This window comes from Escherichia sp. E4742 (assembly GCF_005843885.1).
Classification (GTDB): Bacteria; Pseudomonadota; Gammaproteobacteria; order Enterobacterales; family Enterobacteriaceae; genus Escherichia.
This window is the reverse complement of the sequence record NZ_CP040443.1, coordinates 3203932-3217812: the sequence shown is the minus strand read 5'-3', so window position 1 is coordinate 3217812 and position 13881 is coordinate 3203932. Positions and strand designations below refer to the sequence as shown.

Below are 13881 nucleotides of genomic sequence, written 5' to 3'. Positions count from 1 at the left end.
ATGGCAACCACCCGCAACAAGGTGATGTGGCAGGAAGGGATGCTGATGCGCCCACACCATTTCCAGCAACAGCAGCGTTACAACGACTACCTGGATAACCAGCGTTTCCGGGCCATTAATGATTTATCCTGGGGATTTACTGAACTCTCCCTCAACAATGAACTGCTATCGCAGGGTAAGGTCATGATTGACAGTGCGTCAGGCATGTTGCCTGACGGCACCGTCTTCTCCATCCCTGACCAGGACGCCCTACCCGATCCACTACACCCGCAAAATTTTCCGGACGAAAAAAGCCGCAATATTTACCTCGCTCTGCCGGTCGCCAGTGATGTGAGAAATGAAATCAGCGACGGGCGACGAATCGGGCGTTACCGGCTGAATTATGCCGATGTCCGGGATCTGCATTCAGAAGAAGGTGACGCGCGAACACTAACGCTGGGACAACTGACGCCGCGCATTATGAGCGGTGCGGAAGATATGAGCGCCTATATTACGCTCCCGCTTTGCCGTATCAGCGATCGCCATGCCGACGGTTCCCTGACGCTGGATGACGATTTTATACCCTCCTGCCAGAATATTCAGGTCAGTAAGAGGCTGCGTGTTTATCTGAAAGAAGTACAGGGGGCCATTGGCGGACGGGCAAGCGATCTGGCAAACCGCATTGGCTCTCCGGCGCAGAGCGGCATTGCAGATGTGGCGGAATTTATGATGTTGCAGTTGCTTAACCGTAACCAGACCCGGTTTACCCATCGCGCCCGCCGATCCCAGCTCCATCCGGAAGATTTCTACCTTGATCTTGCCGGGTTACTGGGAGAACTGATGACGTTTACCGAGCCGTCACGCCTGCCCTGCCCGCTTGATGTGTATGATCATCATGACCTGACCAAAACATTTAAAACACTGTTACCGGAAGTCAAGCGGGCTCTGCATACAGTACTGTCGCCAAGAGCGGTCAATCTGCCGCTGCATCTGCGTGACGGCATCTGGCAGGCCGATGTTCATGACACAGAACTGCTACAGTCTGCCACCTTTGTGCTGGCCGTGGCGGCAAATATGCCCGTCGATCAGATCCAGCGCCAGTTTATCCAGCAGTCGAAAATTTCCTCGCCGGAAAAAATCCGCAATATGGTCAGTGTGCAGATACCCGGAATTCCATTGCGTGCCTTGATGGTGGCTCCCCGCCAGCTTCCTTACCATTCTGGGTTCAGCTATTTCGAACTCGACAAGAATGGCCAGGCCTGGGCAGAAATGGCTGCCGCAGGTGCTGTTGCACTGCATGTGTCCGGCAGTTTCCCAGACCTGAATATGCAACTGTGGGCGATCAGAGGGTAAGACGATGGATGAAGGGTCACTGTCTCTGCCACCATTTACCGGACACGTCGAAAAAGGCCTGCGCGACTATCATCTTGCACTTCGTGGCAATAGCCTGAATCCGATGATCGACGCGGCCACGCCCCTCCTCGGTATGGTGATGCGTCTTTCAACCATGAACAGCCAGACGATGCCGGAGCATCTGTTTGCTCAGGTGGTGACGGATGTTCAGGCGGTGGAGCAACTACTTCAGGAGCAGGGCTACGAACCGGGCGTGATTATTTCGTTTCGCTACATCCTCTGCACTTTTATTGATGAAGCGGCGCTCGGTAACGGCTGGTCGAACAAGAACGAGTGGATCAAACAGTCATTGCTGGTCCATTTCCATAATGAAGCCTGGGGTGGTGAGAAGGTTTTCATCCTGCTGGAGCGCCTGATCCGTGAACCCAAACGTTACCAGGATCTGCTTGAATTTCTCTGGCTCTGTTTTTCTCTGGGTTTTCGCGGGCGTTACAAAGTGGCAGCACAAGATCAGGGGGAATTTGAGCAGATCTACCGCCGCCTGTACCACGTCCTGCATAAACTGCGCGGCGATGCCCCTTTCCCGCTGTTACACCAGGACAAAAAAACCCAGGGCGGGCGTTATCAGTTAATCAGTCGCCTGACCATTAAACATATTTTTTGTGGTGGCGTTGTCGTGCTGGCGTTGTTTTACCTGTTCTATCTGCTGCGGCTGGACAGCCAGACGCAGGACATTCTGCACCAGCTAAACAAATTACTTCGATAAGGACGTTTATGATCCAGATTGATCTTCCTACGCTGGTAAAACGGCTTAACCTGTTCTCCCGCCAGGCGCTGGAGATGGCCGCCTCTGAATGTATGAGCCAGCAGGCAGCGGAAATTACTGTCAGTCATGTACTTATTCAGATGCTCGCCATGCCACGCAGTGACCTGCGGGTTATCACCCAACAGGGCGATATTGGCATGGAAGAACTGCGCCAGGCGTTGACGGTGGAGAACTACACAACCGCTCGTTCTACGGACAGTTACCCGGCATTTTCCCCAATGCTGGTCGAGTGGCTTAAAGAAGGCTGGCTGCTGGCCTCCGCAGAGATGCAGCACAGCGAACTGCGCGGCGGAGTGCTGTTGCTGACTCTGTTGCATTCACCGCTGCGCTACATACCACCTGCCGCCGCCCGGCTGCTGACCGGCATTAACCGTGACCGTCTGCAACAGGACTTTGTGCAGTGGACACGGGAATCAGCGGAATCAGTCGTACCGGATGCAGACGGTAAAGGCACAAGTATGCTGCCAGACACCGCTGACAGTCGGCTTGCCCGTTACGCCAAAAACATGACCGCAGACGCCCGTAACGGCAGGCTCGACCCGGTACTGTGCCGCGATAACGAAATCGATCTGATGATCGACATTCTCTGCCGCCGTCGTAAAAATAACCCGGTGGTGGTGGGTGAAGCAGGCGTGGGTAAAAGCGCGCTGATTGAAGGGCTGGCGCTGCGCATCGTGGCAGGCCTGGTGCCTGACAAGCTGAAAAACACCGATATCATGACCCTTGACTTGGGCGCATTGCAGGCCGGGGCGTCGGTGAAGGGCGAATTCGAAAAACGCTTTAAGGGGCTGATGGCGGAGGTCATTTCCTCTCCGGTGCCGGTCATTCTGTTTATCGACGAAGCGCACACCCTGATTGGCGCGGGCAACCAGCAGGGCGGGCTGGATATCTCCAACCTGCTCAAACCTGCGCTGGCACGCGGCGAGCTGAAAACCATCGCTGCCACCACCTGGAGCGAGTACAAAAAATACTTCGAGAAAGATGCCGCCCTGTCGCGCCGCTTCCAGTTGGTGAAGGTCAACGAACCCAACGCCGCCGAAGCGACGATTATTCTGCGCGGTCTGTCGGCAGTGTACGAGCAGTCTCATGGCGTCCTGATTGATGATGATGCCTTACAGGCCGCAGCAACGCTGAGCGAGCGTTATCTCTCCGGGCGTCAGTTGCCGGACAAAGCGATTGATGTGCTGGATACCGCCTGCGCCCGTGTGGCAATCAACCTTTCATCACCACCGAAGCAAATCTCGGCGCTGACTACCCTGAGCCACCAGCAGGAGGCGGAAATCCGCCAGCTTGAACGCGAGCTTCGCATCGGTCTGCGTACCGACACATCACGGGTGACTGAGGTACTGGTGCAGTACGATGAAACGCTGACGGCGCTTGACGAGCTGGAAGCCGCCTGGCATCAGCAGCAGGCGCTGGTCCAAGAGATTATCGCGCTGCGCCAGCAGTTGCTGGGCGCGGCAGAGAACGATGCGGCAGCTTTGCCGGATGTGGATGCCGTAGTGGGTACGCCGCCAGAGTCAGAGCAGGGTAATACCGGTACCGCACCAACTGATGAAGCCAGTAGCACCCAGCCGGAAGAAACCGCTGAAACAGTTTCCCCGGTGCAGCGGCTGACACAGCTCACTGCCGAACTGGACGCCCTGCATAACGACCGGTTGCTAGTCTCCCCGCACGTCGATAAAAAACAGATTGCGGCGGTGATTGCCGAATGGACTGGCGTTCCGCTTAACCGCCTGTCGCAGAATGAAATGTCGGTCATCACCGACCTGCCGAAATGGCTGGGCGACACCATCAAAGGCCAGGATCTGGCGATTGCCAGCCTGCATAAGCATCTGCTGACCGCACGCGCCGACCTGCGCCGTCCGGGACGCCCGCTCGGCGCGTTTCTGCTGGCTGGCCCCAGCGGCGTGGGTAAAACCGAAACCGTCCTGCAACTGGCGGAGCTGCTCTACGGCGGTCGCCAGTATCTGACCACCATCAATATGTCCGAGTTCCAGGAGAAGCACACCGTCTCGCGGCTGATTGGCTCCCCTCCGGGCTATGTCGGCTATGGTGAAGGCGGCGTGCTGACCGAAGCGATTCGCCAGAAACCCTACTCGGTAGTACTGCTCGATGAAGTGGAAAAAGCGCACCCGGATGTGCTCAACCTGTTCTACCAGGCGTTCGACAAGGGCGAAATGGCAGACGGTGAAGGCCGCCTGATTGACTGCAAAAATATCGTCTTCTTCCTCACCTCCAACCTCGGCTACCAGGTGATTGTTGAACACGCGGATGACCCGGAGACCATGCAGGAAGCCCTGTATCCGGTGCTGGCGGACTTCTTTAAACCTGCCCTGCTGGCGCGTATGGAAGTGGTGCCGTACCTACCGCTGTCGAAAGAGACGCTCGCCACCATTATCGCCGGGAAACTGGCCCGCCTTGATAACGTGCTGCGCAGCCGCTTTGGCGCGGACGTGATTATTGAGCCGGAAGTGACGGACGAAATCATGAGCCGCGTCACCCGAGCTGAAAACGGCGCGAGGATGCTCGAATCGGTCATCGATGGCGATATGCTGCCGCCGCTCTCCCTGCTGCTGTTGCAGAAAATGGCGGCCAACACGGAGATTGCCAGCATCCGCCTGTCGGCGGCAGAAGGCGCGTTCACGGCAGACGTGGAAGATGCTCTGGACGACGAGCCCGTCACAGTGGATGAAATGGCTTTATGAGCAGGTTGCTCGTTTTCCGGCAGACAGGATTGTTTATCGCGGGCCTGATGGCGGGCTTACCCGCCAGTGCCGCGCCCGCAGAGTCATCGTCAGTAGCCGATGTGGCGGTCGCCGTCGCCACTGCGACGCCATCGGATACAGCGGCCACATTACAGGCCATGCAGTCCTGTCGCCGCGAGTCAGCGGCGCTGGAGCGGCTTGACTGTTATGACCGCATTCTTGCGCCGGAACAGGCTGGCTTTGGAGGTGCCGCACTGGTGAAAGCTCGTTACCAGGGCGAAGCCTGGACGCGCGCCACAGAGCAGGAAAAAAACCGCCAGGGCAACACCACGGAACCGCTGGTGACGCAGGTGCAGGGGGAACGCCCGACGGTGGTGATAACCACCCCGGCTATCGGTCATGTTCCGCCACGCCCGGTGCTGATGTTCAGTTGCGTGGACAATATCACCCGGATGCAGGTGGCACTGATGCACCCGCTGGATACGCACGATATTGCCGTCACTCTGAGCGCCGATGGCAAGACATTCCGCAGCCACTGGTTTGTGCGTGAGAGCGGCACTCTGCTGGAGTCCAGTCGGGGATTATCCGGCATTGATGAAATTAAACAGTTATTTGGCGCAAAAACGCTGACGGTTGATACCGGCGCAGACAACGCCACCGGAAAGTTGACCTTTAACATTGACGGGCTGGCCAGGGTGATCCCCCCCCTGCGCGATGCCTGCCACTGGGCGGGAGAATAAAAATATGGCAATGGACTTACGCGATCCGAATGTCTGGATATCGCACCTGCTGGAAAACCTGCCGGAAGAGAAACTGGCATCGGCGCTGAAAGATGACAACCCCGACTGGGAGTATATCGACGGTGAAATAGTCAAGCTGGGGTCACTGGCCCACAGTCAACTGGATATCCCGGAACTCCAGCGCCGGGGGCTTAAACTTCTGGCCTCTGAAAGCAAAGACTTCCGGCTGCTGGCACATCTGCTCAGAACCCTGCAACATGCCGGAGATCCGCTCCTGGCATTGCGCCTGCTGGCGCTGTATGTGGAGCATTACTGGGTAGTGGCCGCACCGCAAAATATGGCGCACAAAAAACGTTTCTCCGGCCAGGTCATTAAACGCTTTGAAACGGGGATTGAAAGCTTTTCAGAAAACGCTGCCACGACGCAGCGCGATGCGCTGCTGGGCGAGCTGGCGAAACTGGCGCAGTGCTGGCAATCACATAACGTACCGGAACTGGCGCAGGCAACCGATGATCTTTTTGCCCTGTACCTGCGTGCGTTTAATCGTGCGGCCCCTGCACCCTGCCCCACTCCGGCGGCCTCCGGTAGTACACCACAGACCACCGCCACGTCTGAAAGCGGCGTGACGCAAACCAGCGATCCGGCTTCGCAAGTCACCATTGACAGCCACGACGATAAAGCCTGGCGCGACACGCTGTTAAAAGTGGCAGCCATTTTATGCGAACGCCAGCCAGATTCGCCGCAGGGCTATCGCCTGCGTCGCCATGCTCTGTGGCAATCCATCAACAGTACGCCCCAGGCGGAAAGTGACGGACGAACCCCGCTGGCTGCCGTCTCCGCCGATATGATTGCAGATTACCAGGCACAGCTTGGCAGCGCAGATATGGCACTGTGGCAGCAGGTGGAGAAAAGTGTGCTTCTGGCACCCTACTGGCTGGACGGTCACTGTCTTTCTTCACAGACAGCACTGCGCCTGGGTTACAAACAGGTGGCAGACGCCATCCGCGATGAGGTCACCCGCTTCCTTGAGCGTCTGCCCCAGCTTACCGGGCTACTGTTTAATGACCGTACACCTTTTATCAGTGAGCAGACGAAACAATGGCTGTCCGCTTCGCCCGACGGCAAAGTTACACCGGTTGCGCAGGCCGGAGAGGAATCGCAGGCAGCCAGGACCTGTTTTACTGAGCAGGGGCTGGAGGCGGCGCTGCGGTATCTGGACATGCTACCCGAAGGCGATCCCCGCGATCAGTTTCACCGCCAGTACCTTGCCGCCCAGTTGACGGAGGAGGCGGGGCTTGTACAGCTTGCGCAGCAACAGTACCGGATGTTGTTCATGATGGGGGGGCAGACGATGGTGTCTGACTGGGAGCCATCGTTACTTGCGCAGCTCGAACAAAAATTCACGGCAGAACAATAAGAGATAACAGGAGTTTTTGTGTTCAGATTACCAACACCCCGACTATTCAGCGGACTCAAATCAGCCCTGCGCCCGGCGATGCCCCGGTTTAAGGTTTCTGCATTCTGGCTGCTGATACTGGCGTGGATTTTCCTGCTGGTATGGATCTGGTGGAAAGGCCCGACGTGGACGCTGTATGAAGAACAGTGGCTCAAACCACTGGCGAACCGCTGGCTGGCAACGGCGGCGTGGGGGATTATTGCCCTTGTGTGGCTTACCGTCCGGGTAATGAAGCGCCTGCAACTGCTTGAAAAACAGCAAAAACAACAGCGCGAGGAGGCTATTGATCCGCTCAGTGTGGAGCTGAACGCCCAGCAGCGTTACCTCGACCACTGGCTGCTACGCCTGCAACGCCATCTCGACAACCGTCGTTTCCTGTGGCAGTTGCCGTGGTATATGGTCATCGGCCCGGTGGGCAGTGGCAAAACGACACTGCTGCGCGAGGGGTTTCCGTCCGACATTATTTATGCCCCGGAGGGCGCACGCTGCGCAGAACAACGCCTGTACCTTACGCCCCATGTCGGTAAACAGGCGGTGATCTTTGATATCGACGGCACACTCTGCGCTCCCGCTGATGCGGATATCCTGCATCGCCGTCTGTGGGAACATGCCCTCGGCTGGCTGAAAGAAAAGCGCGCGCGCCAGCCGCTGAACGGGATTATTCTGACACTCGATTTACCCGATCTACTGACCGCAGACAAACGCCGCCGCGAGCATCTGTTACAGACGCTGCGCAGCCGCTTGCAGGATATACACCAGCATCTTCACTGTCAGTTACCGGTTTACGTGGTACTGACCCGGCTTGATTTATTGCAGGGTTTTGCCGCCCTGTTCCAGTCACTGAACAGGCAGGATCGTGATGCGATTCTGGGTGTCACGTTCACCCGCCGCGCCCATGAAAATGATGACTGGCGAGCAGAGTTGAATGCTTTCTGGCAGACATGGGTGGATCGAATGAATCTGGCGTTGCCGGATCTGATGGTCGGACAGAGCCACGCCCGTGCGTCTTTATTTAGTTTTTCCCGCCAGATGCAGGGAAGCCGTGAACCGCTGGTATCACTGCTTGAGGGTCTGCTTGACGGCGAAAATATGAACGTGATGCTGCGTGGCGTCTATCTCACCTCTTCGCTTCAGCGCGGACAGATGGATGATATTTTCACCCAGTCTGCCGCCCGCCAGTACCGGCTGGGCAATAACCCACTGGCGTCCTGGCCCCTGGTGGACACCGCGCCCTATTTCACCCGCAGCCTGTTCCCGCAGGCATTACTCGCAGAGCCTAATCTGGCAACGGAGAGCCGCGCCTGGCTGATGCGTTCCCGTCGCCGCCTGACGGTTTTCTCTGCCACAGGCGGCGTGGCGGCACTGCTGCTCATTGCCGGCTGGCATCACTATTACGACGGTAACTATCAGTCCGGCATCACCGTGCTTAAGCAGGCAAAAGCCTTTATGGATGTACCTCCTCCGCAGGGGGAAGATGACTATGGCAACCTGCAACTGCCGCTGCTGAACCCGGTACGCGATGCCACTCTGGCCTACGGTGACTGGGGCGACCGCAGCCGTCTGGCCGATATGGGGCTGTACCAGGGGCGACGTATCGGACCTTATGTGGAACAGACCTACCTGCAACTGCTGGAGCAGCGTTACCTGCCCTCGCTGTTTAACGGGCTGGTCAAAGAGATGAACGCCGCGCCACCGGAGAGTGAGGAAAAACTCGCCGTGCTGCGCGTGATGCGAATGCTGGAGGACAAAAGCGGACGTAACAATGAGGTGGTGAAGCAGTATATGGCAAAACGCTGGAGCGAAAAGTTCCACGGCCAGCGCGATATCCAGGCGCAACTGATGTCCCATCTTGACTACGCGCTGGCTCACACTGACTGGCATGCAGAGCGTCAGGCGGGCGACGGTGACGCCATCAGCCGCTGGACGCCGTATGACAAGCCCGTTGTGTCAGCACAGAAAGAACTAAGCAAACTACCTGTCTACCAGCGGGTTTACCAGAGCCTGAAAACGCGGGCGCTGGGCGTTCTTCCTGCCGACCTCAATCTGCGTGACCAGGTAGGGCCAACCTTTGACCAGGTGTTTACATCTGCCGATGACAATAAACTGGTTGTCCCGCAGTTTCTTACCCGTTACGGCCTGCAAAGCTATTTTGTAAAACAGCGCGATGAACTGGTTGAACTGACGGCGATGGATTCCTGGGTACTAAACCTCACCCGCAGCGTGAAATACAGTGACGCCGACCGGGCGGAAATCCAGCGCCAGTTGACCGAGCAGTATATCAGCGACTACACCGCCACCTGGCGGGCCGGGATGGACAATCTGAATATCCGCAATTTTGAGTCCATCGGACAACTGACCGGGGCGCTGGAGCAGGTTATCAGCGGCGACCAGCCTTTGCAGCGGGCACTGACCGTGCTGCGTGACAACACACAACCAGGCGCCTTTTCTGAAAAACTCTCTGCTAAAGAACGGGATGAGGCCCTGGCTGAACCAGACTACCAGTTACTCACCCGCCTTGGGCATGAGTTCGCCCCGGAAAACAGTACCCTGACAGTCCAGAAAGATAAAGAAAGCACGATGCAGGCCGTGTACCAGCAGCTCACCGAGTTACACCGCTACCTGCTGGCGATCCAGAACGCGCCTGTACCTGGGAAATCGGCACTGAAAGCCGTGCAGTTACGGCTTGATCAGAACAGCAGCGATCCCATATTCGCCACCCGCCAGATGGCAAAAACACTGCCTGCTCCGCTCAACCGCTGGGTAGGCAGGCTGGCTGACCAGGCCTGGCATGTGGTGATGGTGGAAGCCGTTCACTATATGGAAGTGGACTGGCGCGACAGCGTGGTGAAACCGTTTAACGAGCAACTGGCAAATAACTATCCGTTTAATCCACGTTCTGCACAGGATGCCTCACTGGATGCCTTCGAACGATTCTTTAAACCAGATGGCATACTGGATACCTTCTACCAGCAGAACCTAAAGCTGTTTATCGACAATGACCTGAGTCTGGAGGATGGCGATAACAACGTCATTATTCGCGAAGATATTATTGCGCAACTGGAAACCGCGCAGAAAATCCGTGACATCTTCTTCAGTAAACAGAACGGTCTGGGAACATCCTTTGCCGTGGAAACGGTATCGCTTTCCGGCAACAAACGCCGCAGCGTACTGAACCTTGACGGTCAGTTAGTCGATTACAGCCAGGGCCGTAACTATACCGCCCATCTGGTCTGGCCTAACAATATGCGCGAAGGCAACGAAAGCAAACTGACGCTGGTTGGTGCCAGCGGCGGCGCACCGCGCAGTATCAGCTTCAGCGGGCCGTGGGCTCAGTTCCGCCTGTTCGGGGCCGGACAGCTGACCGGAGTACAGGATGGCAACTTTACCGTGCGCTTTAGCGTGGACGGTGGCGCAATGACCTACCGCGTGCATACCGACACGGAAGATAACCCGTTCAGCGGTGGGTTGTTCAGCCAGTTTGGTCTGTCGGACACACTGTACTAAGGAGGCAGGGATGAATAATAACGGACTGACACAAACTATCGTTACCGGCAGTGATCCGCGCGGGCTGCCGGAATTCAGCGCCATCCGCGAGGAAATTAACAAAGCCAGCCACCCGTCACAGCCGGAGCTGAACTGGAAACTGGTGGAATCGCTGGCGCTGGCGATTTTTAAAGCCAACGGCGTGGATTTGCACACCGCCACCTACTATACGCTTGCCCGGACACGGACACAGGGACTGGCTGGCTTTTGCGAAGGTGCGGAACTGCTGGCGGCAATGGTAAGCCACGACTGGGAAAAGTTCTGGCCGCAGGGCGGTCCGGCGCGTACTGAAATGCTGGACTGGTTTAACTCCCGAACCGGCAATATTCTGCGTCAGCAAATCTCCTTTGCGGAATCTGATCTACCACTGATCTACCGCACGGAGCGGGCATTGCAGCTTATCTGCGACAAACTCCAGCAGGTAGAGCTGAAGCGCGTTCCGCGCGTGGAGAATCTGCTCTATTTTATGCAGAACACACGTAAACGGCTTGAACCCCAGCCGAAGAGTAACGCTGAGAACACCTCACAGACTACGGTCAGAACGCTGATTTATGCCCCGGAAACAACGAGTTCCGCCATGCCAGAAGCGGTAGTGCCTCCCCTGCCCGACCTGCCTGAGATGAAAGTGGAAGTGCGCAGTCCGACAGAGAATCCCCCGCAGGCCAGTGTGATGAAGCAAGGCAGTACGGTAAGAGGGTTTATCGCAGGGATCGTCTGTTCAGTGGCTGTCGCCTCAGCATTGTGGTGGTGGCAGGTCTATCCGGTGCAGCAGCAACTGTTACAGGTTAACGACACCACTCAGGGCGCAGCAACGGTGTGGATAGCCTCACCTGAACTCGAAAACTATGAGCGCAGGCTGCAACAACTTCTTGATACCTCCCCGGTACAGCCGCTGGAAACCGGGATGCAGATGATGCGTGTTGCCGACAGTCGCTGGCCGGAAAACCGGCAACAACAGCAGGCCTCGACACAATGGAATGAGGCACTCAAAACCCGCGCACAGAGTAGCCCGCAGTTGCGTGGCTGGTTACAGACTCGTCAGGACTTACATGCTTTTGCAGATCTCGTGATGCAGCGCGAGAAAGAGGGACTAACCCTTTCCTATATCAAAAATGTCATCTGGCAGGCGGAGCGGGGACTGGGGCAGGAAACACCCGTTGAGTCTCTGTTGACGCAGTACCAGGATGCTCGTGCGCAGAAGCAGAATACAGATGCGCTGGAAAAACAAATTAATGAGCGACTCGAAGGAGTGTTAAGCCGCTGGCTGCTGCTGAAGAATAACGTCATGCCAGAGGCGGCAACCGGGACCACGGCCGAAAAATAATTATTTAATTAAAGGAGATTATCATGGCGAATATGAGTTATTTAACTTTAAGTGGGGAAACACAAGGGCTGATTTCAGCAGGTTGCTCAACGCTTGATTCTGTCGGAAACAAAGCGCAGACAGAACATAAAGATCAGATCATGGTTTATGCGTTAATGCACTCCATGTCAAGAAGTCAAAATGTCAATCATCATGAATTGATTATCACCAAACCTGTTGACAAATCCTCTCCATTGCTGGCTAAAGCACTTAGTGACAATGAAAAAATGGCAACATGTGAATTTATACTCTACCGAACCAGTAAAGCGGGTATTTACCAGCCTTACTATAAAATAAATTTATCAAAAGCCCGAATATCAAGTATTGATTTTGTCACACCGCATGCTGTCCTGGAAAAAGAACTGGAGCCACAGGAGAGAATTGCCTTTATTTATGACGATATTTCCTGGGAGCATATGTTAGCCGGTACAAATGCAATGAGTAAATGGCAGGATCGTGTACAGTAACTTACTGTAATAACATAATAAATTACTATTACGGAGAGATAAAATGGCTGGTTTAAGGAATAATAACAACACACAGAATGCACAGTGGGCTGATTATGTGGGTGACATTCTTCGGGGGACTCAACCGATAAACCAGCTAGTGCCACAGCATCCGTATCTTAACGACGTCCCACTTATTGATGAGTTAAGGCATCAGAACACTCATCATGTTATTCTCTTGACACTTGATGTTGCCCAAAGAGTACTCAACTCAATAACATCATTTGATTACATTCATTTTATTACTACACATCCTTCAGGGATAAAAGATGTACTCGCCTGGTTAACTAATGCGAGTAAATTAACGACCGAACTTGATAAAAACGGGAAAATTACATTTAACTTTAATACGTTAAAGCATACAAAAGCAACTTATTTTGAAATACTTGGAGAGAAATATATAAAAGTCACAACATCCAGCCCCTGGCTTTTAGACAAACTCGGTAAATATATTTTCTCTTCACGAGCACCTCAAGTGCTGGAACTCGCTGTTGGCTGGCGAGGCTCTTTATCTGAATCAATAAAAGGAGTTAAGTTCTGTATTTGGTTTTCAGTAGCCTGGAGAACCATAGAATTTATTATGAGTTCAGAGCGAGATCTGGTTAATTTTCTTGGCGACATTTCAATGGACGTGGTCAAAGCAGTGATAGCAGGCGGTGTTGCAACCGCTATTGGAAGCCTGACTTCTTTTGCCTGTCTTAGTTTTGGTTTTCCAGTAATTCTTGTAGGAGGAGCAATTTTACTGACAGGGATAGTGTGTACAATTGTTTTAAATGACATCGATGCTCGATACCATTTATCAGACAAATTAAAAGATTCGATTAGAGATGGACTAAAACGGCAACAGGAAATTGATAAATGGAAAAGGAAAAACATGACTCCATTTATGTATGTTCTTAACACCCCCGTAATATGAGGATTAACTATGCGCTTACATGTTAAATTTAAAGACTTCCTTTCGATGCTTTTTATGGCTATATTATTTTTCCCTGCATTCAATGCTTCTTTGTTTTTTACCGGAATTAAACCTCTATATTCAATAATAAAAGACTCCACGGAAATATTTTACGACTGGAAAATGTTAATTCTATGCTTTGGTTTCATATCGTTTTCCTTTCTGAATATTAATATAATTTTAATTACAATAATAAAAACATTCTTAATCAAGAAAACGAAGGTTATCAATTTCGCCACAGAAATAACAATGCAGTTAACTCTTATTTTTTTATTAGTAGCTATCGCAATAGCACCTTTAATGGCCCCCTTTGTCACAGGATATGTCAATACTCATTATCACCCCTGCAGTAATAACAAAGGAATATTCTCAGGTGCAATCTATGTTAAAAATGGCATGAAATGTAATAATGAATATATTTCTCACAGAGGTGATTAATAACTTAAAATAAT

The 13881-nt window shown here is 53.9% G+C and carries 9 protein-coding genes and 1 pseudogene; all 10 read left to right on the top strand.

What is annotated here, in order from left to right; all coding sequences use genetic code 11:
• The 10 genes and pseudogenes from tssK to ykfM all read left to right on the top strand — a co-directional run bounded on the left by tssK (position 1) and on the right by ykfM (position 13867).
• Positions 1-1332 (top strand): type VI secretion system baseplate subunit TssK, encoded by a 1332-nt coding sequence (gene tssK, locus FEM44_RS15620; protein WP_135523267.1) that lies wholly within the window; start codon positions 1-3, stop codon positions 1330-1332.
• A gap of 4 nt (positions 1333-1336) precedes the next feature.
• On the top strand, positions 1337-2098 hold the full coding sequence (icmH, locus tag FEM44_RS15615) for a type IVB secretion system protein IcmH/DotU (protein ID WP_135523268.1): 762 nt from the start codon (positions 1337-1339) through the stop codon (positions 2096-2098).
• Between the two features lie 8 nt (positions 2099-2106).
• Complete coding sequence (gene tssH, locus FEM44_RS15610; RefSeq protein WP_135523269.1) at positions 2107-4866, top strand: type VI secretion system ATPase TssH; 2760 nt, start codon at positions 2107-2109, stop codon at positions 4864-4866.
• Complete coding sequence (vasI, locus tag FEM44_RS15605) at positions 4863-5606, top strand: type VI secretion system-associated protein VasI (RefSeq protein ID WP_135523270.1); 744 nt, start codon at positions 4863-4865, stop codon at positions 5604-5606. The genes tssH and vasI overlap by 4 nt, the downstream gene beginning before the upstream one ends.
• A gap of 4 nt (positions 5607-5610) precedes the next feature.
• Complete coding sequence (tssA, locus tag FEM44_RS15600; RefSeq protein ID WP_135523271.1) at positions 5611-7023, top strand: type VI secretion system protein TssA; 1413 nt, start codon at positions 5611-5613, stop codon at positions 7021-7023.
• Between the two features lie 108 nt (positions 7024-7131).
• Positions 7132-10566: a type VI secretion system membrane subunit TssM gene (gene tssM, locus FEM44_RS15595; protein WP_135523283.1), complete on the top strand. Its 3435-nt coding sequence runs from the start codon at positions 7132-7134 to the stop codon at positions 10564-10566.
• Between the two features lie 10 nt (positions 10567-10576).
• Positions 10577-12026 (top strand): annotated as a pseudogene (locus FEM44_RS15590) (VasL domain-containing protein).
• Entirely contained in the window at positions 11953-12435 is a 483-nt protein-coding gene (locus FEM44_RS15585; RefSeq protein ID WP_135523273.1) for an Hcp family type VI secretion system effector, read from the top strand. The pseudogene FEM44_RS15590 and the gene FEM44_RS15585 overlap by 74 nt, the downstream one beginning before the upstream one ends.
• Before the next feature lie 43 nt (positions 12436-12478).
• A complete protein-coding gene (locus tag FEM44_RS15580) occupies positions 12479-13390 on the top strand; it encodes a hypothetical protein (RefSeq protein ID WP_135523274.1) in 912 nt (303 codons plus the stop codon).
• A gap of 9 nt (positions 13391-13399) precedes the next feature.
• Positions 13400-13867: a protein YkfM gene (ykfM, locus tag FEM44_RS15575; RefSeq protein WP_135523275.1), complete on the top strand. Its 468-nt coding sequence runs from the start codon at positions 13400-13402 to the stop codon at positions 13865-13867.
• Positions 13868-13881: the final 14 nt, after the last annotated feature.

Bases quoted from the DNA above. Each gene is read 5' to 3' on its own strand.
- tssK (WP_135523267.1), top strand. From the start codon at position 1: ATGGCAACCACCCGCAACAAGGTGATGTGGCAGGAAGGGATGCTGATG.
- icmH (WP_135523268.1), top strand. From the start codon at position 1,337: ATGGATGAAGGGTCACTGTCTCTGCCACCATTTACCGGACACGTCGAA.
- tssH (WP_135523269.1), top strand. From the start codon at position 2,107: ATGATCCAGATTGATCTTCCTACGCTGGTAAAACGGCTTAACCTGTTC.
- vasI (WP_135523270.1), top strand. From the start codon at position 4,863: ATGAGCAGGTTGCTCGTTTTCCGGCAGACAGGATTGTTTATCGCGGGC.
- tssA (WP_135523271.1), top strand. From the start codon at position 5,611: ATGGCAATGGACTTACGCGATCCGAATGTCTGGATATCGCACCTGCTG.
- FEM44_RS15585 (WP_135523273.1), top strand. From the start codon at position 11,953: ATGGCGAATATGAGTTATTTAACTTTAAGTGGGGAAACACAAGGGCTG.
- FEM44_RS15580 (WP_135523274.1), top strand. From the start codon at position 12,479: ATGGCTGGTTTAAGGAATAATAACAACACACAGAATGCACAGTGGGCT.
- ykfM (WP_135523275.1), top strand. From the start codon at position 13,400: ATGCGCTTACATGTTAAATTTAAAGACTTCCTTTCGATGCTTTTTATG.